This window comes from Rothia sp. BD8 (assembly GCF_044878465.1).
GTDB lineage: Bacteria > Actinomycetota > Actinomycetes > Actinomycetales > Micrococcaceae > Rothia > Rothia kristinae.
Map to the genome: position 1 here is coordinate 20,667 of NZ_JANJES010000001.1, position 19,840 is coordinate 40,506.

18 protein-coding genes and 3 tRNA genes are annotated in these 19,840 nt (G+C 73.1%); 14 read left to right on the plus strand and 7 right to left on the minus strand.

The window, feature by feature from the left end; translation table 11 throughout:
* Window positions 1–11: 11 nt before the first annotated feature.
* Complete coding sequence (locus NQ707_RS00070) at window positions 12–1,496, minus strand: catalase (RefSeq protein WP_064725846.1); 1,485 nt, start codon at window positions 1,494–1,496, stop codon at window positions 12–14.
* A gap of 93 nt (window positions 1,497–1,589) precedes the next feature.
* Window positions 1,590–2,087, minus strand: a complete 498-nt coding sequence (locus NQ707_RS00075) for a Fur family transcriptional regulator (protein WP_081046198.1) — start codon at window positions 2,085–2,087, stop codon at window positions 1,590–1,592.
* Window positions 2,088–2,590: 503 nt separating this feature from the next.
* Between NQ707_RS00075 and NQ707_RS00080 the strand changes: the two genes are divergently transcribed.
* Both NQ707_RS00080 and htpX read left to right on the plus strand, forming a co-directional pair.
* On the plus strand, window positions 2,591–4,588 hold the full coding sequence (locus NQ707_RS00080) for a sigma-70 family RNA polymerase sigma factor (protein ID WP_404433962.1): 1,998 nt from the start codon (window positions 2,591–2,593) through the stop codon (window positions 4,586–4,588).
* 156 nt (window positions 4,589–4,744) lie between these two features.
* A complete protein-coding gene (htpX, locus tag NQ707_RS00085) occupies window positions 4,745–5,626 on the plus strand; it encodes a zinc metalloprotease HtpX (protein ID WP_404433964.1) in 882 nt (293 codons plus the stop codon).
* Between the two features lie 87 nt (window positions 5,627–5,713).
* On the opposite strand, the gene NQ707_RS00090 is transcribed toward htpX, so the two are convergent.
* Window positions 5,714–6,205, minus strand: coding sequence for a YajQ family cyclic di-GMP-binding protein (locus NQ707_RS00090; protein WP_058730736.1), 492 nt, complete (start codon window positions 6,203–6,205; stop codon window positions 5,714–5,716).
* Between the two features lie 154 nt (window positions 6,206–6,359).
* Here NQ707_RS00090 and NQ707_RS00095 point away from each other — a divergent pair, with 154 nt between their 5' ends.
* The 3 genes from NQ707_RS00095 to trxA all read left to right on the plus strand — a co-directional run bounded on the left by NQ707_RS00095 (window position 6,360) and on the right by trxA (window position 7,555).
* Window positions 6,360–6,659 (plus strand): hypothetical protein, encoded by a 300-nt coding sequence (locus tag NQ707_RS00095; RefSeq protein ID WP_064725842.1) that lies wholly within the window; start codon window positions 6,360–6,362, stop codon window positions 6,657–6,659.
* Window positions 6,660–6,844: 185 nt separating this feature from the next.
* Window positions 6,845–6,926, plus strand: a tRNA-Tyr gene (locus NQ707_RS00100).
* Window positions 6,927–7,135: 209 nt separating this feature from the next.
* Window positions 7,136–7,555 carry a thioredoxin gene (trxA, locus tag NQ707_RS00105; RefSeq protein WP_404433967.1) on the plus strand — a complete coding sequence of 140 codons (420 nt, stop codon included), beginning with the start codon at window positions 7,136–7,138 and terminating at the stop codon, window positions 7,553–7,555.
* Between the two features lie 78 nt (window positions 7,556–7,633).
* On the opposite strand, the gene NQ707_RS00110 is transcribed toward trxA, so the two are convergent.
* Window positions 7,634–8,695 (minus strand): DNA-3-methyladenine glycosylase family protein, encoded by a 1,062-nt coding sequence (locus tag NQ707_RS00110; RefSeq protein WP_404433969.1) that lies wholly within the window; start codon window positions 8,693–8,695, stop codon window positions 7,634–7,636.
* On the opposite strand from NQ707_RS00110, the gene NQ707_RS00115 reads away from it, so the two are divergent.
* The 8 genes from NQ707_RS00115 to NQ707_RS00150 all read left to right on the plus strand — a co-directional run bounded on the left by NQ707_RS00115 (window position 8,694) and on the right by NQ707_RS00150 (window position 16,904).
* Complete coding sequence (locus tag NQ707_RS00115; protein WP_404433972.1) at window positions 8,694–10,439, plus strand: DUF2079 domain-containing protein; 1,746 nt, start codon at window positions 8,694–8,696, stop codon at window positions 10,437–10,439. The genes NQ707_RS00110 and NQ707_RS00115 overlap by 2 nt on opposite strands.
* Before the next feature lie 388 nt (window positions 10,440–10,827).
* Window positions 10,828–12,918 (plus strand): DEAD/DEAH box helicase, encoded by a 2,091-nt coding sequence (locus NQ707_RS00120; protein WP_404433975.1) that lies wholly within the window; start codon window positions 10,828–10,830, stop codon window positions 12,916–12,918.
* Window positions 12,919–13,023: 105 nt separating this feature from the next.
* Window positions 13,024–13,095, plus strand: a tRNA-Thr gene (locus NQ707_RS00125).
* 55 nt (window positions 13,096–13,150) lie between these two features.
* Window positions 13,151–13,224 (plus strand) — tRNA-Met (locus NQ707_RS00130).
* A gap of 135 nt (window positions 13,225–13,359) precedes the next feature.
* On the plus strand, window positions 13,360–13,827 hold the full coding sequence (locus NQ707_RS00135) for a MaoC family dehydratase N-terminal domain-containing protein (RefSeq protein ID WP_055684637.1): 468 nt from the start codon (window positions 13,360–13,362) through the stop codon (window positions 13,825–13,827).
* Window positions 13,824–14,285, plus strand: coding sequence for a MaoC family dehydratase (locus NQ707_RS00140; RefSeq protein WP_055684636.1), 462 nt, complete (start codon window positions 13,824–13,826; stop codon window positions 14,283–14,285). Before NQ707_RS00135 ends, NQ707_RS00140 begins: the two co-directional genes overlap by 4 nt.
* Window positions 14,286–14,466: 181 nt before the next feature.
* Window positions 14,467–15,714: an MFS transporter gene (locus NQ707_RS00145; protein ID WP_404433981.1), complete on the plus strand. Its 1,248-nt coding sequence runs from the start codon at window positions 14,467–14,469 to the stop codon at window positions 15,712–15,714.
* A 98-nt stretch (window positions 15,715–15,812) separates the two neighbouring features.
* Entirely contained in the window at window positions 15,813–16,904 is a 1,092-nt protein-coding gene (locus NQ707_RS00150; protein WP_058731144.1) for a UDP-N-acetylmuramate dehydrogenase, read from the plus strand.
* Between the two features lie 79 nt (window positions 16,905–16,983).
* On the opposite strand, the gene dhaM is transcribed toward NQ707_RS00150, so the two are convergent.
* The 3 genes from dhaM to dhaK all read right to left on the minus strand — a co-directional run bounded on the left by dhaM (window position 16,984) and on the right by dhaK (window position 19,118).
* Window positions 16,984–17,388 carry a dihydroxyacetone kinase phosphoryl donor subunit DhaM gene (gene dhaM / locus NQ707_RS00155; RefSeq protein ID WP_058731143.1) on the minus strand — a complete coding sequence of 135 codons (405 nt, stop codon included), beginning with the start codon at window positions 17,386–17,388 and terminating at the stop codon, window positions 16,984–16,986.
* Window positions 17,385–17,996 (minus strand): dihydroxyacetone kinase subunit DhaL, encoded by a 612-nt coding sequence (dhaL, locus tag NQ707_RS00160; RefSeq protein ID WP_404433986.1) that lies wholly within the window; start codon window positions 17,994–17,996, stop codon window positions 17,385–17,387. Before dhaL ends, dhaM begins: the two co-directional genes overlap by 4 nt.
* A gap of 135 nt (window positions 17,997–18,131) precedes the next feature.
* Complete coding sequence (dhaK, locus tag NQ707_RS00165) at window positions 18,132–19,118, minus strand: dihydroxyacetone kinase subunit DhaK (protein ID WP_075515163.1); 987 nt, start codon at window positions 19,116–19,118, stop codon at window positions 18,132–18,134.
* A gap of 156 nt (window positions 19,119–19,274) precedes the next feature.
* Between dhaK and NQ707_RS00170 the strand changes: the two genes are divergently transcribed.
* Window positions 19,275–19,805: a PGPGW domain-containing protein gene (locus NQ707_RS00170; protein WP_404433991.1), complete on the plus strand. Its 531-nt coding sequence runs from the start codon at window positions 19,275–19,277 to the stop codon at window positions 19,803–19,805.
* The last annotated feature ends 35 nt before the right edge of the window (window positions 19,806–19,840 follow it).

Sequence of the window (19,840 nt, forward strand, 5' to 3'; positions counted from 1 at the left end):
GGGGGCGGCGATCAGGCGCCGGGGACGTCGTCCCCGCGGTGCTCCTTGGCCTTCTTCTCGATGGCCTCGCCGACCTCCTGGTCGATGCTCTTCCAGTACCAGAACACCCGAGACAGCACCGGCTCCTCGACGTCGGCCATCATCCCGGCCACGGTGTTCACCAGGCGCTCGCGGGCGGCGTCATCGTAGACCTCGCGCACCAGGGTGTGGGCCTGGCCGAAGTCGTCGTCCTCCGCGTGCAGGGTGTACGCGGCGCGCACCAGCTCGCCGTCGGCCTCCCAGCCGTTGTCCACCCGGGACTCCTCCTTGCTCACGTAGGAGCGGTAGGAGTTCGGGGCGTACGGCGCGGCCGAACCGGAGTGGTGGTACTGCATGAAGCCCTCCTTGTCGTAGGAGTTCATGGGCACCACCGGGGCGTTGACCGGCAGCTGGTTGTAGTTGGTGCCGATGCGGTGGCGCTGGGCGTCCGGGTAGGAGAACACCCGGCCCAGCAGCATCTTGTCCGGGGACAGCCCCGTGCCGGGGACCATGTTGGCCGGGGCGAAGGCCGCCTGCTCGATCTGGGCGAAGAAGTTCTCCGGGTTCCGGTTCAGGGTGAACCGGCCGACCTTGTGGCGCGGGTAGTCCTTCTGCGGCCAGACCTTCGTCAGGTCGAAGGGGTTGAAGCGGTAGTCCTTCGCGTCCTCGTAGGGCATGAACTGCATCTCCACGGACCAGGACGGGTACTCCCCGCGCTGGATCGCGTCGAACAGGTCCCGGCGGTGGTAATCCCCGTCGGAGCCGGCCAGCCGCTCGGCCTCCTCGTTGGTCATGTTCTCCACGCCCTGCTCGGAGATGAAGTGCCACTTGACCCAGGTCTTCTTCCCCTCCGCATTGACCAGCATGTAGGTGTGGGAGGAGTACCCGTTCATGTGCCGCCAGCTGCGCGGCAGCCCGCGATCGCCCATGAGGTAGGAGACCTGGTGGGCCGACTCCGGGGACAGCGTCCAGAAGTCCCACTGCATGTTGGCGCTGCGCAGACCGGAGTCGGCGGTGCGCTTCTGCGAGTGGATGAAGTCCGGGAACTTGATCGGGTCGCGCATGAAGAAGATCGGCGTGTTGTTCCCGACCATGTCGAAGTTGCCGTCCTCGGTGTAGAACTTCAGCGAGAACCCGCGAACATCGCGCCAGGTGTCCGGGGAGCCCAGCTCACCGGCCACGGTGGAGAAGCGCGCGAGCATCGGGGTTTTGGTGCCCTTCTGCAGGAACTTCGCGTAGGTGTACGCGGAGATGTCCTCGGTGATCTCCAGCTCGCCGAAGGCGCCGGAGCCCTTCGCGTGCGGGGAGCGCTCAGGGACGCGCTCGCGGTCGAAGCGGGCCAGCTTCTGGACCAGCTCCACATCGTGCAGCAGCAGCGGGCCGTTGGCGCCGACGCTCAGCGAGTACTCGTCGGACTGGCGCGGCACGCCGGTCTCGGTGGTGGAGGGGCGATGGGGATCGAACTGCTGTTCGGTCATGGTGGATCTCCTTCGTCGTGGGTGTGACTGGGGATGGGCCCGGGCTCCGCGGGTGCGGAGCGGTTCGGGTGGTCTGAGATGGCGACCCCGGGATCAGTCCCGGGACTCGGCCTCGGCGCGCTCCCGGGCGGCCCGGCACTGCGGGCACAGGGCGCGGAAGACGACGTCGGCGCTGAGGATCTGCATCCCATGGGTCTGGCTCGGGTGCAGACACGGGGCCTGCCCGACGGCGCAGTCCACGTCCTCCACGCGCCCGCAGTCCACGCACACGCTGTGGTGGTGGTTGTCGTTGGCGCGGGTCTCGTACAGCCCCGGGGTGCCGGGCGGCTGGAACTTCCGGAGCATGCCGACCGCGGTGAGGTCGGCCAGCACCACGTAGACGGACTGCACGGTGATGCTCGGCAGCACGGCGCGCACGTGGCGGACGATCTCCTCGGCGGTGGAGTGCTGGTGCCGATGCACGGTGTGCAGCACGGCCAGGCGCTGCCGGGTCACCCGACGGCCCAGGGAGCGCAGCTCGTCCGACCACTGCGCGCGCAGGGCCGCGGCGTCGTGGGCCGGAGGGTGCGTCGGCGTGGTCTGTGAGGTCATGGAACCACCCTAGCGTTATTCTGAGCCACTCACAATAGGAGGCCGCTGGGCGAGTGATATGGATCATGGAAGATCTGCGGCTGAAATCGCGTCACGATCCGGGGTCGCGGTGCTCTGGAGAAGGTGTCGGGGCCTCCGGGGAGGAGGCCCCGACACCGCGGCAGCCCGTATCGGGGGATGCGGCCGCCCGCTCGCGGACCGGGACATGGGGGATGTCCGGATCCGCATTCCGGGGGCGCCTGGCAGGGGGGAGCCAGGCGCGGGTGCGTCGCCGCCCCATCGGGGGATGTGCTCCATGGGGGATGGAGCAGGGCGGGGCGCACCCGGGTATCCCGGTGCATCGGGATGGCCCCGGCGTCGTCGGACTCTCACGCTGCGATGACGAGCATCCTGTGGCGACTCTTGCGTCGTTCGATGCGATGCTTCCGCGACCATCCTGGCCTAAGGTTATCGAGACAAGTGCCCGGGGGACAGGGTCTCGGAATATCGGGGGTGAATGTTTCGTGAGACAACGGGATGACGCGGTGGACGGCGCGGCCGAGGGGACGCGGACGACGGAGGGGGATGAGGCGCTGCTGCGCCGGTATCCGCAGGACCCGGCCGGTGTGGCCGAGCGGCTGTACCAGCGTCACGCGCGCACCGCGGTGCGGATCGCCCGACGCTCCGGGGCTGACCCGGAGGAGGCCGAGGACGCCGTGGCCGAGGCCTTCGTGCGCATCCTCGGGATGCTCGCCGACGGCAGAGGGCCCCGTCGGGCCTTCCTGCGGTACCTGATGCGAACGGTCGCCACGGTGTTGCGCGAGCGCCGCAGCGGCCCCGCCCCGCAGGATCCGCAGTCCCCGGAGGCGCTGCCGCTGGCGGAGACCACCGAGGCCGTGGTGGGCCGCCGCGAGGAGGCCCGCATCGTCACCCGCGCCTATCAGGATCTGCCCCCGCGCTGGCGCACCATCCTGTGGGGTCTGGATGTGGAGGGGCGCCCCCCGCGCGAGCTGGCGGCGGAGCTGGAGATGACGCCCAACGCCGTCTCCCAGGCCGCGGTGCGGGCCCGTGAACGGCTCAAGGAGAGCTACCTCGCCCACTACGCCCTGCGCCCGGCCACGGGTGAATGCGCCGACTACGCACCGATGATCCCGCAGCTGGTGCGCGGGCGCCTGACCGCCGCGCGCCGCCGGCGCCTGCTGCGGCATCTGGAGACCTGTCCGCGCTGCTCCGCCGAGTACCTGGCGCTGGTCAGCACCTCCGATCTGATGCGCGGTTGGGTGCTGCCGGGGATGCTCCTGGGCGGAGTCCTGCTGCACGGCGGGCAGCGGGCTCACGCCCTGGCCGCTGTCGGCGCGGCGTCGGGTCCCGTGGCCGACGGCGCGGCATCTCCCCGGGGAATCGCGGACCCGCCCCGACACGCGCCCTCCGGGCGCGCGCACCTGGGTGCGGGACATCCCGGGTGGCGGCGGGTGCGGCTCGGTTCGGCCCTGGCCGCGGTCGCGTTGTTCGCCTCCACCGTACAGCTGCCTCCGGAGGGATCCCGGCCCTCGCCCACCATCGGGGCGGAGATCTCCGCGCCGTCATCGGAAGCTGATGCCCCGTCCTCCCCGTCGCGACTCCCACCCACCGAGTTCGCGGAGACCGAGACCGCCCCGCGGGCCGCAGCCGGCGCACCGGCGGCGCGTGAGGAGGCGGAGCGTCCGGTGCTGGTGCGCACGGTCCTCGCCGCGCGCACCACGGCTTCGCCCGAGCCGGACCGCGGGAACGGCCAGGGGATCCGAGGCGAGGGGGGCTCCTCCGGTGAGGCCGGACCCGCCGGGCGCGCCGACGGGTCCTCGTCCCCCGTCGAGGATCGGGGGAGCGCGGTGCCGGTGCCGCAGGCCTCCTTCAGCAGCGCCCAGGTGCGGCCCGCCGACGCCGAGCCGGAGGCCTCCGGGCCCTCGGCGGAGCCCGCGGAGGAGCCGGTGATCCGCACCGCCGCGGCCGCGGTGCCCGCACAGGCGCAGCCGGAGACCGACCTCGTCCCGACCGATGTCGATCCCGGCCCCGTCCCTGCGGCGCAGCGGCCCGCGACCGGGGCGCAGTCCCCGGTGCTTCCGGATCCGGTGGACCCGGAGCCGCAGCCGGAGACCGGGCCGGCGGCCGCCGGGGAGAGCGCGAGCGAGCAGGATGCAGGCGGGGAAGCCGCGGTCGAGGATGCTGCGGCCGGGGACGCCGTGGCCGAGGACGCCGCCGGGCCGCAGACTCCGGCCTCCGCGGCACACGCGGACCTCCCGGAGGACGGGCAGCCGGTTCCCCAGGCGCGGCTCCCTCGTGCCGCGGGGGTCGGTGCGGTCGAGGAGACCCGGGATGAGGGGCTGCCCGCTGGTGAGCTGCCGATGGGGGAGCCCCGGGCGTATGCTCCGCGCGCTGCTGCCCCCCGCGCGTACGCCCCGCGGGCGTGCGCTCCGCGTGCTGCGAGCGCACGGCCCATCCCGGTCTGGACCGCGACGTGGGTCGTGGTGCGCTGGCGCGGCTGACCGACTGTCCGAGACCGCCCAGCCAGTCCTCAGCTGGCTGACAGGTCTGCGCAACCACTCCGTGACCCTGATGCTTTACGGTTGAAGCACCGCGTTCGGCGTCCCCCGCGGGCGTCCGCGGACCGTCGTCGTCATCCGAGGAGACATCGAAGGACCATGCACCAGCACTACAACGGGCTGAAGACCGCCCTGCTGTTCGGCGGGCTCTGGGCGGTGCTGCTCGGGATCGGCGGCGTGCTGGCCGCCGGGACCCGCAGCTCCGCGTTCATCTGGATCTTCGCCCTGATCGCCCTGGGCACCTCCGCCTACGGGTACTGGAACAGCGACAAGATCGCCATCCGCTCCATGAACGCCCGACCGGTCACCCCGCAGGAGGCCCCGGCCATGCACCGGATCGTCCAGGAGCTCTCCGTCCGGGCCGGCAAGCCCATGCCGCGGCTGTACATCGCCCCGACCCTCTCGCCCAACGCCTTCGCCACCGGGCGCAACCCGGAGCACGCCGCGGTGTGCTGCACCGAGGGCATCCTGCAGCTGCTCAACGAGCGGGAGCTGCGCGGGGTGCTCGGACACGAGCTGATGCACGTGTACAACCGGGACATCCTCACCTCCTCCGTGGCCGGGGCCATCGCCGGGGTCGTCTCCTCCATCGCCCAGTTCGCCCTGTTCTTCGGGGGCAACCGGGAGCGCGGCGGCAACGTGATCGGCAGCCTGCTCATCGCCCTGGTCGCCCCCCTGGCGGCCTCGATCATCCAGATGGCCATCAGCCGCACCCGCGAGTACGACGCCGATGAGGACGGCGCCCGGCTCACCGACGACCCGCTGGCCCTGGCCTCGGCACTGCGCAAGCTGGAGACGGGCACGGCCCGTGCCCCGATGGACCCGGAGAACCCGAAGGTCGCCAACGCCTCCCACGTGATGATCGCCAACCCCTTCGGCGGGCTGAACGTGGGGCGTCTGACCTCCACCCACCCGCCCATGGACCAGCGCATCGCCCGCCTGGAGCAGATGGCCGGCTACGGCGGGAACGCCGCCCGCTGAGCCGCAGCCTCCGGCCGAACGCCGCGCGGCCCGCACCCCGGAGGATCGGGGGGGGGCCGCGTCGCGTCGGATCGGGGGCGGAGGGGTCTACCGGTAGTTGACGAACTGTACGGCGACCTCCAGGTCCGCCTCCTTCAGCAGGGCCTGCACGGCCTGCAGATCATCCCGGGACTTGGAGGAGACCCGCAGCTCATCGCCCTGGATCTGCGCCTTCACGCCCTTGGGGCCCTCCTCCCGGATGAGCTTGGAGATCTTCTTGGCCTGGTCCTGTGCGATGCCCTCCTTGATGGAGCACTCGATGCGGTGCTCCTTGCCGGAGGGGTACGGCTCCCCGGCGTCCAGGGACTTCAGGGAGATTCCGCGCTTGACCAGCTTGGACTGGAAGACGTCCAGCACCGCCTGGGCGCGCTCGGCGGAGTTGGCCTTGATGAGGATCTTCTCCCCGGAGGATTCCACGGAGGCGCCGACGCCGCGGAAGTCGTAGCGCTGGGACACCTCCTTCTGCGCCTGGTTCAGCGCGTTGGAGACCTCCTGCTTGTCCACGGTGCTGACGATGTCGAATGAGGATTCGCTGGCCATGGGCCCTCCTGCGGGGTCGAGGTCGGATGTTCTCCACCAGGGTACGTGCTGGGCCGGGCGGCGGGGGAGGGATCGGCGATCGGCCAGCGTTCCCCGACCTGCCCCTGATCGTCCTCTCACCAGGGGCACAGGCGGGCGTCCGAGGGTGGGAGGCATGCAGATGCACACCGTCCTTCCCCACGGAGTCCTCCCCGGCGAGCTGGAGGCAGGCGCCGTCGCCGCCCTGCCCGTTCACGCGCCGTCGCGCCCCCGTCCCGGTTCCGCCCCGGTGCCCGCCGCGGGCCTGCACCGGGCGGATCTGGTGGCCCGGCATCGCGGGGTCCGAGAGGACCTGCGCGCGGCGGTGGCCCGCGGGGAGATCAGCGCCCGGCAGTCCGCCCGGTTCCTGGCCCGCATCGAGGCCGCGCTGCTGGTCGAGCAGCACACGCCGCCGCGCGTGCCCGGCGGTCGGTGAGGCGGGCCGATGCGGCGGACCTCGGGAGAGAGAGCGCCCCTCCCGGTGCCGTTGCTCACAGGTCGGGTCCGCGCAGGGGCCGGGGTTTGTGCCGGGGGGCTCGGGTCCGCTACGGTGGTATCCGCTCCCGCTTGCGGGAGCGATGATCCATCGTGACGGCCGAGGCGCCGGCGCGGCGGAGGCTCGGCAGGTTACCCGAGCGGCCAAAGGGGGCTGACTGTAAATCAGCTGGCACTGCCTACGGGGGTTCGAATCCCTCACCTGCCACCGATGCCCGGCACAGGGCGCGCCACCCGAAGGGCCCCGATCCACCGGATCGGGGCCCTTCGGCGTATCCACCTCCGCCGCGGTCCCCGCCTCCGGCTGGTGCGGAGGCCGACGCCGAGCCGACGGGTGCCACCCGGCCGCGGTCAGGATGCTGTGCTCACAGTGAAAGGCCTGGGGCGCACCCGGGGCCGGTGCGTAGTCTCGGGCGCATGGCTACCGTCGAACTGACCGAGAACAACCTCAACCAGACCATCCAGGACCACGACATCGTGCTCGTGGACTTCTGGGCCGAGTGGTGCGGGCCCTGCAAGCAGTTCGGGCCGGTCTTCGAGGCCGCCTCGGAGAAGCACCCGGAGATCGCCTTCGGCAAGGTGGACACCGACGCCCAGCAGAGCCTCGCGGCCGCCGCGGGGATCACCTCCATCCCCACCCTGATGGCCTTCCGCGAGCAGACCCTCGTCTTCGCCCAGCCCGGCGCCCTCAACGGCGCCCAGCTGGACCAGGTCATCGAGGCCGTGCAGGGCCTGGACATGGACGACGTGCGCCGTCAGATCGCCGAGGCGGAGAAGAAGGCCGCCCAGCAGGCCGAGGGCGGGCAGGCCCCGTCCGCGGATCCCGCGCAGGCCTGAGCCCGGCACCCACCCGGCGGCCGTGGGATCTCCGCCCCGCGGCCCCGGAACACCCGTTCCGGGGCCGCAGCCGCGTCGTCAGCCCCCGAAGCGGTGGGCCTGCGGGGCCACCCGGGGCCCGCGCCGGGGTCGGCGGGGCCCGGCGGCCAGGATCATGCGCACCACCCGCTGGCGGTTGCCCGCCCACGGGCGCAGCAGCCGCAGCATCCGCTCATCGTCCCCGGCGCGCCCCTCCAGGGCGTAGCAGACGCCGTGGGCCAGATGGTAGTCGCCCACGCTGATCGCATCCGGCAGACCGTGGGAGCGCTGCATCGTCTCGGCCACCGTCCACGGGCCGATCCCCGGCACCGCCGCCAGCCCCCGGGCGAGAGCAGCCACCCCGTGCGCCGCCCCGCCCGGGAGTCGTCGCGCCTCCTCGGCGCGGATCAGCGATCCGGCGGCCTCCGCCAGCCGACCCACCGCGGCGCTGCGCTGGGCATCCACCCCGGCGGTGCGCCAGTGCCAGGACGGGATCCGGCGCCACTGCAGCGGCGTCAGCGGCAGCACCAGGTCCCGCGCCCACGCCGGGGCCGTCCCACTCGGGGACGGCGCGGGGTCCGCGTGCTCGCGGGTCAGGCGCTGCCACGCCCCGATCGCCTCCGCGCCCGTGACCTTCTGCTCGAAGACCGCGCTCACCGCGTGGCGGAAGATCCACCCGGAGGAGCTCAGCCGCAGCCCCGGCCGGGTGTGAAACGCCGCCCGGATGCCCGCCGGGATCAGCCGGTGCTCCGGGGAGGCCGCGAAGCCGGGCCAGTCATCGGCCAGCCCCGTCAGTCCGGCGGCTCGATCCAGGAAGGCCGCGATCTCCTCCGGATCCCACCCCCAGGCCCGGACCAGGATCGGCCAGCAGGCCGGACCCGACGCGGCCTCGCGCGCCGCGGCGTCGGGCACCAGGTGCCGGCCCTGCTCGAGCACCGCGGTGACCCCCGACCCGGTGTCCTCCGGGATGCGTGCGGTGAGCACCGCGCGGGTGCCGTGGGATCCGCTGCGGATGCGTACAGTGGGGTCCGATGTGCCGCGCCGCAGCACCGCGAGCGTGCGCGCCAGATCCACGGGTGAATCCGGGCGCAGCAGGCGCTCGCGAACGCAGGGAGCAGGCATGGGATCCATCGTCTCACGCGGTCGACGCGCCGCCACCTCCGGCGGCAGCGCCGACCCGGCCGCCGGGCAGGGCCCCCATCGGGCCGCCGGTCGGGCTGTCGCGCCGCGGGGTTCGCGACGCGCAACCTGGGCGCTCGGCGCGGTCTGCGCGCTGCTCGCTGCGGGGCTGTTCTCCTGGATGTCCGTGGGGCAGTGGGAACGCTGGGACAGCCCCTCCTGGGACCTGGCGATCTTCTCCCAGCTGGCCCAGGACTACGCGCACCTGCGGGCCCCGATCGTGGACATCAAGGGCCACGGCTTCAACCTCCTGGGGGACCACTTCCACCCCCTGCTCATCCTGCTCGGCCCGGTCTGGGCGCTGTGGCCCAGCGGCCTGGCCGTCATGATCACCCAGGACGCGCTGCTCGGTCTCGGGGCCGGGATCCTCGCCGGCTTCGGCACCCGCTTCCTCGGGTGGGCGCGTGGGCTCTGCCTGGGCACGGCCTTCACCCTCAGCTTCGGGGTGCTCGAGGCGGTGCGGGTGCAGTTCCACGAGGTCGCCTTCGCGGTGCCGCTGCTGGCGATGAGCCTGTGCCTGCTGGCCCTGCGCCGCCTGCGCGCGGCCGCCGGGTGGGCAGCGCCCCTGGTCTTCGTCAAGGAGGACCTCGGCATCACCGTCGCGGTCATCGGGCTGGTCATCCTCTGGACGGCCCTTCGCGCCCCCGCCGCGGACGGGCACGGCGCGGGGCCTGAGCCCGGGTCCGGTTCGGCGTCGGAGGGCTCCGGCGAGCAGCGATCCGCGTCCGGTATCCGCCCCGCGCCCGGCCTGTGCAGCGCGGCGGCGCACCGGGTGCGGGGCGCGCTGCGTCGGCCCGGGGCGCCGGCCGGCATCATCCTGGCGTGCTGGGGCCTGGCCTGGAGCGTGCTGGCCGTCAGCGTGATCCTGCCCGCGCTGAATCCGCACGGGACCTTCGACTACGCGGACAAAGTGGATGTGCCGCGGGCCCTGGGCGACCCGCTGCAGGCCTTCGCCCAGCTGTTCACCCCTGAAGCCAAGCTGCGCACCTGGGGGCTGTTGCTGCTCAGCGGGGCCGTGGTGTTCCTGCGCTCGCCGCTGTCCTGGGTGGGTCTGCCGACCCTCGTGTGGCGCTTCCTCTCCCCGAACGAGGGGTACTGGGGGCCCACCTGGCATTACAGCCTCGTGCTGATGCCCGTGCTGTTCGCCGCGGTCTTCGACGCCGCCCTGCGGGCCCGCGCTGCGGCCCCCGCGCAGCGCCGTCGGCGCGAGGTCGTGCACCAGGGCGATGCCGGGGATCCCGGGGCGAGCGGGCGCGCCGCCGTCCTGCGCTCGCGGGCGCGAGCGACGGTGGACGCCGTCTGCGCGGCCGGGCCGGTGCTGACCGCCGTCCTCGCGGTGGCCCTGGTGCCCTCGGGACCGTTGGCCGAGGCCTGGCGGCAGCGGGAGCCGGATGCCGCGCAGCGGCAGGTGATCCAGGCGCGGCAGCGGGCCGTCGAACACGTGCCGGAGGGCGTGAGCGTGGCCGCGGACCTCTCGGTGCTCACCCGCCTGGTCCCGGGCCGGGATGTGCACTGGATCGGCACCGCCGGGGACCCGGCCCCGGAGTACCTCGTGCTGCAGACCGACGGCGCCACCTGGGGCGGGCGCGGCCCCGCCGATCCGGGCGCCTACGCCCGGGAGCACTGCGGCGCGTCCTACGACGTCGTGTTCCGGGAGCAGAGCGTCGTGGTGCTGCGCCGGGCCTGACCGCGCCCGCCCCGCAGGGGTCCGACGCCGCCCCACGCCCGGCCCCGTCCGATCGGGGGTGCGGGGCGCCGAGCGCTGCGTCGCGCCCCGGCCGCGGGCGCACCGCGGTGGGGTAGGGTGGGGGACACCGGGATTCCCCGAGACGCGCCCCCACGCCCGCTGAGACAGCGGAGCGGAAGGCCGTCACTCGATCTCAAGCTCGCCGCCGCGCGCACCGCCTGAAGACCACAGACACCCGCAGATCAGCGGGACGGGTGCGCCCACCGAAGATGACGTCCTCCGCTGCAACTCGGAGTCGGCCCACGCGGGCGGAGCCATGAGGGGAGACATCCGGCCTCCGGCGAGATCTTCGCCGGGACACGACCCCCGCCAAGCAAAGGACCTTTCGGTGAGCGAAAACACCACCCCCCTGCCCGACGACGCCCGCACCACCCCCGCGGACCCCGAGACCCAGTCGGCCGAGACCCCGGCGCAGCCCGAGCAGACCCAGCAGGCCGAGACTCCGGCTCCCGCCGCGGAGGCTGTCCCCGCCGAGACCAAGACGACCGCGACCGCTCCGGTGGAGACCACGCAGGCCGAGGAGCCCGCCGCCGAGGAGCCGGCCGGCCCCCGCTTCGTCGAGCTCGGCCTGGACGGGCGCGTGCTGGCCGCGCTGGAGGAGATCGGCTACGAGACCCCCTCCCCGATCCAGGCGGAGACCATCCCGCTGCTGCTGGAGGGCCGCGACGTCGTCGGCCTGGCCCAGACCGGCACCGGCAAGACCGCGGCCTTCGCGCTGCCGGCCCTGTCCCACCTGGCCGAGCTGTCCGACCTGGAGGGCCCCTCCAAGGCCGTGCAGGTGCTGGTGCTCGCACCCACCCGCGAGCTGGCCCTGCAGGTCGGGGAGGCCTTCTCCTCCTACGCCAAGCACCTCGAGGCCTTCACCGTCCTGCCCGTGTACGGCGGCTCCCCCTACGGCCCCCAGCTGGCCGGTCTGCGCCGCGGCGCGCAAGTCGTCGTCGGTACCCCCGGGCGCGTCATCGACCACCTCAAGCGCGGCTCCCTGGACCTGTCCCAGCTGCGCCACCTGGTGCTGGACGAGGCCGATGAGATGCTGCGCATGGGCTTCGCCGAGGATGTCGAGGAGATCCTCTCCCAGACTCCGGCCGAGAAGCAGGTGGCCCTGTTCTCCGCGACCATGCCCAAGTCCATCCGCCGCATCGCCGAGGACTACCTGCGCGATCCGGTGGAGGTGCGTGTGAAGGCCAAGACCACCACCGCGGCGAACATCCGGCAGCGGTACATGCAGGTCATGCACTCCCACAAGCTCGAGGCCATGACCCGGGTGCTGGAGGTCGAGGACTACGATGGCGTGATCGCCTTCGTGCGCACCAAGAAGGAGACCGAGGAGGTCTCGGACAAGCTCAAGGCCCGCGGCTTCCAGGCCGCCGCGATCAACGGGGACATCCCCCAGACCCAGCGGGAGCGGACCGTGGAGGCCCTGCGCGAGGGCCGGGTGGACATCCTGGTGGCCACCGACGTCGCCGCCCGCGGGCTGGACGTGGAGCGGATCTCCCTGGTGGTCAACTTCGACATCCCGCACGACACCGAGTCCTACGTGCACCGGATCGGGCGCACCGGGCGGGCCGGGCGGGAGGGCGAGGCCATCCTGTTCATGACCCCGCGCGAGAAGCACATGCTGCGTCAGATCGAGAAGGCCACGCACCAGAAGGTCGAGCAGATGCACATGCCCAGCGCCGCGGACGTGAACCAGTCCCGCCTGGACAACTTCGCCCAGCAGATCACCGAGACCCTCGAGTCCGAGGACCTGACCCTGTTCAAGGGCCTGGTGGAGGGCTACGTCGCCGAGCACGACGTGCCCGCCGAGGACGTCGCCGCCGCGATCGCGTTCATCGCCCAGGACGGGCGCCCGTTCTTCGCCGAGGAGCTGCCGGAGCGTCCGGCGCGCGGACGGGACCGGGAGCGCGGGGAGCGCGACGGCGGGCGGGAGCGCGGCCCGCGGCGTCGCAGCGACGAGGGCCTGCGCACCTACAAGATCCAGGTGGGCCACGATCAGCGGGTGCTGCCCGGCGCGATCGTCGGGGCCCTGACCAACGAGGGCGGGCTGACCGGCTCCCAGGTCGGCAACATCGACATCCGCGGCGGCTTCTCCCTGGTGGACCTGCCGGAGGATCTGGACGTGGACTCCCTGCGGGACCTGGAGATCAACGGCCACCGGATCGACATCGCCCCGGATCGCGGCGGTCGCGCCGGCGGCGGACGCTCGGGCGGACGTCTCGGCGGGCGCGGCCAGGGCGGTCCCCGCGGGGGCTACCGCGGCGGGCGCGACCGGGATGACCGCGGCGGCTACCGCGGGAACCGGGACCGCGGGGATCGCGGGGGCTACCGCGGGAACCGCGACCGGGACGATCGCGGCGGGTACCGGGGACACCGGGACCGCTTCGAGCGCGGCGGGCGCGAGGGCTACCGCGGCCGCTGAGGCCCCGCCCGAGGGCGAGCTCATCACAGCGCTTCCGCTGTGATGGACGACATGGCTGACGGATTTGGCGGGCTTGTGAACCGGTCTGTATAGTCTTATGTCGTTGCCCCGATAGCTCAGTGGTAGAGCGCCATCTTGGTAAGATGGAGGTCCCGGGATCGATTCCCGGTCGGGGCTCTCATGATGAGGGCCCGCGCACGGCTGAGGCCGCGCGCGGGTGCTTCACATGTAAGGCGGTGTAGCTCAGCTGGTTAGAGCGCACGACTCATAATCGTGAGGTCGACGGATCGAGCCCGTCCACCGCTACCTCCGGAAAGGACCCCCGTCCCCGCGGCCATCGCCGCGGCGGACGGGGGTCCATCTCTCATCCCCGGTCCGGGAGCGGGAACGGGCGCGGGGGATAGGCTGGGGAGCGCCCCCATCCCGACCACGAGGAGAGCCATGCCCGAGCAGCAGCCGGGCCTCGCCGCAGACCTCGCCGGGCGCGTCTACGAGGACGCCCCCGCCTACCAGGTCTCCCGCGAGGCGATCCGCGCCTTCGCCCGCGCGGTGCACGCCGAGCACCCCGCCCACACCGACGTCGACGCCGCCCGGGCCCTCGGGCACCCGGATCTCGTCGCCCCGCCGACCTACGCCGTCGTGATCGCCCAGGCCGCCGACGCCCAGCTGATCCAGGACCCCACCGCAGGCATCGACTTCTCCCGGGTGGTCCACGCCGACCAGCGCTTCACCCACCACCGGCCCATCGTGACCGGGGACGAGCTGCGCGCCGTCGTGCATGTGGACGCGGTGCGCGCCCTGGGAACCGGGGCCATGATCACGACCCGCGAGGAGATCGCCGACGCGCAGGGAGCCCCGGTGTGCACCGCGGTGTCCTCCCTGCTGGTGCGAGGGGAGGAGCAGGCATGAGCAGGCCGCAGTTCGATGACCTGGAGAAGGGCCAGCAGATCGGGACTCGAGAGATCCCGCTGACCCGGGCGGATCTGATCCGCTACGCCGGCGCCTCCGGGGACTTCAACCCGATCCACTGGAACCAGCGCTTCGCCGAGGCCGTGGGGCTTCCCGGGGTGATCGCCCACGGGATGCTCACCATGGGGGCGGCGGTGCAGCTGGTCACCGACTGGGCGCAGGACCCGGCGGCGATCGTGGACTACCAGACCCGCTTCACCAAGCCCGTGCCCGTGCCCGATGCCGAGGGGGCGGCCAGCCCCGAGACCGGCGGCACCGTGCTGGCCGTGTCCGGGAAGATCGGCGCGCTGGATCCGCAGGCGCGCACGGCCCGGGTGGATCTGACCGTCACCGCCCTGGACGCCGAGGGCACCGCGCAGAAGGTGCTGGTCAAGGCCCAGGCGGTCGTCGCCCTCTGAGACCCGGCGCCGCCGCCGGGAACAGGCCTGCCGCGCCCGGAAGCATCCCGCGGCGTTCGGGCTCCTGCCCCGGCCCCTCCGGAGGGGTACGCCCTCTCCGGGAGGGGCGCCGCCTCGTCATCGCAACACCTGCCGCCGGATCCGCACCGGATCCGCTCTCGTGCGTCGCCAGGAGAAGACCATGATCACCCGCACCACCGGGCGCCGCCCCGTGACAGACCGCGCCTGGCTCTTCGCTGTGCTCGGGATCTACCTGGCCAGCGGCCTGTCCATCTCCGCGTGGCTCGTGCGCGTCCCGGCGATCGCCCAGCAGCTGCACCTCAGCGCCGGCCCGCTCGGGCTGCTGCTGCTCGCGCAGACCCTCGGGGCGTTTCTGTCGGTGTCCGCCTCCGGGATGGTGGTCATGTGCCTGGGGGCCCAGCGGACCCTGTGGATCACCTTCGCGCTGATGATGCTCGGCGGGCTGGGCCTGGCCTACGCCGTGTCGGTGCTGGGCTCGGTGACGCTGGCCGGCATCGGGCTGGGGCTGTTCGGCCTCGGGCAGGCCACCTACTCGGTGGCCGCGAACGTGCAGGGCGCGGCCGTGGAGCGGGCCCTGGGCAAGCAGCGCATGCCCCTGATGCACGGCTGCTTCTCGGTCGGCACGGTGATCGGCTCGATCGTCGGCACCGCGATGACGGCCCTGGGCGTGTCCGTGGCCGCGCACATGACAGCGGTCTACGCCGTCGTGATCGTGCTGGTGGTGGTGGGCATGGCCTTCACTCGCACCGAGTCCGAGGACGTGCGTCCGGCGACCACCGGGATCATGGCCATCGTGGACCCGGAGGCGGTGCCGGGGAAGTTCTCGGTGCGCTACGCCTGGATGGAGAAGCGCACCGTGCTGCTCGGGGTGTTCGTGCTGGGCATGGCCCTGGCCGAGGGCTCCGCGAACGACTGGGTCGCGCTGGCCCTGACCCACGGCTACGGCGCCTCCGACTCCGTGGGGGCCGTGGGCTACGGGCTGTTCGTCACCGCGATGACCTCCGGGCGGCTGCTGGGCACGGGTCTGCTCAACGCCTACGGGCGGGTGCGGGTCATGCGCATCGCCTGCGTGCTGGCCGTGGTGGGGCTGGGGACCTTCGTGCTGTCCCCGTGGCTGTGGCTGGGAATGGGCGCGATCTTCGTGTGGGGCCTGGGCGCGGCCCTGGGCTTCCCGGTGGGCATGTCCGCCGCGGCGGACAACCCGATGAAGGCCTCCGCGCGGGTCTCGGTGGTCTCCACCGTCGGCTACGGCGCGTTCCTCGGCGGCCCCCCGATCCTGGGTCTGCTCGGGGAGGCGCTGGGGGTCCGGCAGGGGCTGTCCGTGGTCCTGGTGCTCGTGGTCGTCTCCTTCCTGCTGGTCCCGCAGCTGGCCACCCCGGAGGAGGAGCGGGTGCACCGGCTCAGCTGAGTCCGTCTCGTCGGTGCTGCCCGAGCCGCCCGCGTCCCGGCGGGCACCGGCGGGCGCCGGGCCTGGTCGGCTGACGGCCCGCGGCTAGACTGGGCCGAGTGAGCGAGACCCTTCTGAGCGAACTGACCACCCTCGGCGTCGGCGGCCCGGCCCGCACCTACGTGCGCGCGCGCACCGAGCAGGAGATCATCGACGCCCTGATCGCGGCCGATGACGCCGGGGATCAGGTGCTGATCTTAGGCGGCGGCTCCAACCTGGTGGTCGGCGACGACGGCTTCGACGGCACCGTGGTGCACACCGCGAGCACCGGCGTCACCGTGCGCCGCGCCGAGGACGGACGCAGCGCGCGCCTGAGCGCCGAGGCCGGGGAGGACTGGGACGGCCTGGTGGCCCGCAGCCTCGAAGAGGGCCTGTCCGGGCTGGAGACCCTCTCCGGGATCCCCGGCACCGTCGGGGCCACCCCGGTGCAGAACGTCGGCGCGTACGGCACGGAGATCTCCCAGCACTTCGCCTCCGCCCGGCTGTGGGACCGCGTCGAACGGCGCGTGGAGGTCTTCGACCGGCAGCGGATGGCCTTCGCCTACCGGGACTCCGCGCTGAAGCGGGAGATGCTCGGGCCCTCCCCGCGCTGGGCGGTGCTGCAGGTCAGCTTCGATCTGGAGGTCCGCGCGGACTCCGCGCCCCTGCGCTACGCGGAGCTGGCCCGGAGCCTGGGCACCGAGGTCGGTGAGCGGGTCCCGGCGTCCCGCGTGCGCGAGGCCGTGTTGCGTCTGCGCGCCGGCAAGGGCATGGTCCTGGACCCGGCGGACCGCGACACGCACTCCACCGGCTCCTTCTTCACCAACCCCATCATCCCGGCCGACGCCGGGGCGGACCTGCCGGCCGATGCCCCGCGCTACCCGGTGCTGGACGCCGACGGCGCGGTGGACGAGTCCCTGACCAAGCTCTCCGCGGCCTGGCTGATCCAGCACGCGGGCTTCGACAAGGGCTACGGGCTGGAGGGGGAGTCCGCGGCCGTCGCCGGCGGCCGGGCCGCCCTGTCCACCAAGCACACCCTGGCCATCACCAACCGCGGGCAGGCCACCGCCGCCGACGTCGTGGCAGTGGCCCGCGCGGTGCGCGAGGGCGTCCAGCGGGAGTTCGGGGTGCGCCTGGAGGCCGAGCCCGTGGTGGTCGGCACCCGGATCTGACGGGACCCCGCCGGACCCCGCGGGCCTCGCAGGTGAGGCGGGGCGCGGCCGGGGCGGCCCGGGTGGTCGCCCCGGTGCGTCAGCCCAGGTGCTTCTCCTTGGGGCGCAGGCCGCCGCGGGCCTCGGAATCCACGCGGTCCAGGTCCCCGCCGGAAGCGGCCGTGACGGCCGCGACCACCAGGCCCTCCACCAGCGGGGCGGGGGACAGGCGGGTGCGCTCGGCCAGCTCCGGCTCGAGCATCTCCACGGCCATCTCGGCGGACATCACGGCCGAGCCGAGGTCCATCAGGACCACGACCCCGTCTCCGGAATCGGCCCGCTGCACGGCCTCCACGATCTTCGCGGCGTCGGTGCCCAGCCCGCCGTCCTCCGTGCCGGCCGCCAGCTCCAGGGCCGGCGGATTCTTGGCGACCATCTGCAGGGCGAGCTCCCGGGCCGCCTCGGCCAGCGGCGCGGAGTGAGAGGCGATGACGATCCCGATCATGCCAGCACCTCCCGTGCGGCGCGCACCAGCAGCACGGCCGACGCCGCCCCGGGATCGCGATGGCCCTTGGCCCGCTCGCCCAGGTAGCTGGCCCGGCCCTTGGTCGGCACCATGTCCTCGGTCGCGGCGGCCCCTTCCTCGGCGGCCCGCTGCGCGGCCTCCAGGGCGGGACCCAGCCCGTCCCCACTCTTCTCGGTCAGGGCCCGGGAGGCGGGCAGCAGCGCATCGAGCATCGTCGCCTCGCCCTCCTGGGACTTCCCCCGCTCGGCTGTGCCCTCGGCCCCGGCCTCGAAGGCCGCGGCGAAGGCCGACGCCGGATCCTGCCCGGCATCGTAGGCCTTCGCGAAGCGCAGGAAGAACGTCCCGTACAGGGGGCCGGAGGCCCCGCCCACGGTGGAGACCAGGGTCATCCCGACCTTCTTCAGGTACACCGCGGCGTCGTCGAAATCCGCGGAGCCCAGGCGGGCCGCGGCGGCGAAGCCGCGATCCATGTTGGCCCCGTGATCGGAGTCCCCGATCGCGGCGTCCAGCTCGGTCAGCTCCTCGGCGTGCTCGTGCATCAGCTCGGCGGCGCGCTCGACCCATGTGGCGGCATCGGCGGTATCCATGCTTCTCCTCGCATCCGTCCGGGAACGGGGTGACATCCGAGGCGGCCTCCCGGACTCGGGCCGCGGCGGACGGGGTATCGGGGCTGGGACGGGCCGAGAATCGGCCCGGCTCCCGGGCGGCATCGTCCGGGAGTCTCAGGCTCCCCAGCGCAGCGAGGGGGTGTCCACGGGGGAATCCCACAGGCGCAGCAGGTCGTCATCGGCGGGCATCAGGGTCAGGGAGCAGCCGGCCATGTCCAGGCTGGTGATGTAGTCGCCCACCAGCACGCGGGCGACCTCCACCTCGTGCTCGGCCAGGACCTTCGCGACCTCGCCGTACATCAGGTACAGCTCGGACAGGGGAGTGGCGCCCATGCCGTTGAGCATCGCGATGACGGGCTGGCCCGAGGGGATCTCGGCGAGTACGGGCTCGGTGAGCTTCCGGGCGATTTCCGCGGCGGGGGCCATCGGCTCACGGGAGCGACCGGGTTCGCCGTGGATCCCGACGCCCAGCTCCAGCTCATCCTCACCCAGCTGGAAAGACGGCTTCCCGTGGGCGGGCAGCGTGCCGGAGGTCAGGGCCGCCCCCATCGAGCGGCAGGACTCGGCGGCCTTCCGGGCGACGGCCACGACGCCGTCCAGGTCCCGACCCTCGGCGGCCGCGGCCCCGGCCAGGCGCTCCACGAACACCGTGCCGCCGACCCCTCGGCGACCGGCCGTGAAGGAGGAGTCCTCCACCGCGACGTCGTCGGCCACGATCACGGATTCCACTCGGGTGTCCTCTGCCAGCTCCGCGGCCATGTCGAAGTTCATGACGTCGCCGGTGTAGTTCTTCACGATGTGCAGCACCCCGGCGCCGGTGTCAGCGGCTTCGGTGGCGGCCTGGATCTGGTCCGGGACGGGAGAGGTGAAGACCTCCCCGCACACCGCGGCGTCGAGCATCCCGGGGCCGACGAAGCCGGCGTGCAGGGGCTCGTGTCCGGAGCCGCCGCCGGAGACGACGCCGACCTTGCCCTCCTGCATGCTCGAGCGCAGGACCAGGCGTTGCTCGGCGTCCACGCGGTGGGTGGTGGGATGCGCGGCGGCGAATCCGGTGAGGAAATCGCGGACCACGTCGGCGGGATCGTTGATGAGCTTCTTCATACCGCCATCACACCACCGGCCGCCGACGCGGACAAGGACCTGAGCGGGGTGTTTCCGGGGCGCCGCCGGTGTGTTTCCGGAGAATCCGAGAGGAGAGGCGGCGTTGGTGGGCCAGGGCATGGATTCCCGGGAGACCAGGCCGTAGGATGCCGACTGATGGCATCATCCACCGCAGTCCGCACGCACCCGAGCACCGCCTCCGCCGAGGCTGCCGTCGAGGTGCGCACCCAGCCCGCCTCCTCCCTGGAGCGGGAGATCGAACAGGGCCAGCGCGAGGGGCGCGTGCACCGCGCCCTGGGGCGCTTCAAGGCCTTCACCCATCGCCACCCGGTGCTGCGCTTCGTCCACAAGACCCTGGTGACCCTGGTCGGCGGGGTGATCGTGCTGGCCGGCGTCGTCATGCTGGTGACCCCGGGCCCGGGGTGGCTCGCGGTCTTCCTGGGGCTGGGCGTGCTGGCCACCGAGTACCCGATCGTGCACCGCTTCAACCAGTGGGCCAAGGCCAAGGTGCTGGCCGTGTGGCATCGGATCCAGGCGCGGCGGGCCGAGCGCCGGGCGGCGAAGGCCCAGCGCCGAGTCCGTCGGGCCGAGCGGCGCGCCGAGGCGAAGGTGCGGCAGGCGCGCATCAAGGCCGCCTGGCACTCCCGCCACTGCTGCGCCCCGCACCGCCCGGCCGCCCGCGCCTGAGCCGTAGCGTCCCCCCCCCCCCGCGTTTGGGAGGG

What these genes read in the sequence shown, in the direction of transcription:
- NQ707_RS00115 (WP_404433972.1), top strand. Translation starts at nt 8,694, where the DNA reads ATGGGATCCATCGTCTCACGCGGTCGACGCGCCGCCACCTCCGGCGGC.
- NQ707_RS00140 (WP_055684636.1), top strand. Translation starts at nt 13,824, where the DNA reads ATGAGCAGGCCGCAGTTCGATGACCTGGAGAAGGGCCAGCAGATCGGG.
- NQ707_RS00090 (WP_058730736.1), bottom strand. Translation starts at nt 6,205, where the DNA reads ATGGCCAGCGAATCCTCATTCGACATCGTCAGCACCGTGGACAAGCAG.
- NQ707_RS00095 (WP_064725842.1), top strand. Translation starts at nt 6,360, where the DNA reads ATGCAGATGCACACCGTCCTTCCCCACGGAGTCCTCCCCGGCGAGCTG.
- dhaM (WP_058731143.1), bottom strand. Translation starts at nt 17,388, where the DNA reads ATGATCGGGATCGTCATCGCCTCTCACTCCGCGCCGCTGGCCGAGGCG.
- NQ707_RS00170 (WP_404433991.1), top strand. Translation starts at nt 19,275, where the DNA reads ATGGCATCATCCACCGCAGTCCGCACGCACCCGAGCACCGCCTCCGCC.
- NQ707_RS00145 (WP_404433981.1), top strand. Translation starts at nt 14,467, where the DNA reads ATGATCACCCGCACCACCGGGCGCCGCCCCGTGACAGACCGCGCCTGG.
- NQ707_RS00070 (WP_064725846.1), bottom strand. Translation starts at nt 1,496, where the DNA reads ATGACCGAACAGCAGTTCGATCCCCATCGCCCCTCCACCACCGAGACC.
- dhaL (WP_404433986.1), bottom strand. Translation starts at nt 17,996, where the DNA reads ATGGATACCGCCGATGCCGCCACATGGGTCGAGCGCGCCGCCGAGCTG.
- dhaK (WP_075515163.1), bottom strand. Translation starts at nt 19,118, where the DNA reads ATGAAGAAGCTCATCAACGATCCCGCCGACGTGGTCCGCGATTTCCTC.
- htpX (WP_404433964.1), top strand. Translation starts at nt 4,745, where the DNA reads ATGCACCAGCACTACAACGGGCTGAAGACCGCCCTGCTGTTCGGCGGG.
- NQ707_RS00135 (WP_055684637.1), top strand. Translation starts at nt 13,360, where the DNA reads ATGCCCGAGCAGCAGCCGGGCCTCGCCGCAGACCTCGCCGGGCGCGTC.
- NQ707_RS00075 (WP_081046198.1), bottom strand. Translation starts at nt 2,087, where the DNA reads ATGACCTCACAGACCACGCCGACGCACCCTCCGGCCCACGACGCCGCG.
- NQ707_RS00110 (WP_404433969.1), bottom strand. Translation starts at nt 8,695, where the DNA reads ATGCCTGCTCCCTGCGTTCGCGAGCGCCTGCTGCGCCCGGATTCACCC.
- trxA (WP_404433967.1), top strand. Translation starts at nt 7,136, where the DNA reads ATGGCTACCGTCGAACTGACCGAGAACAACCTCAACCAGACCATCCAG.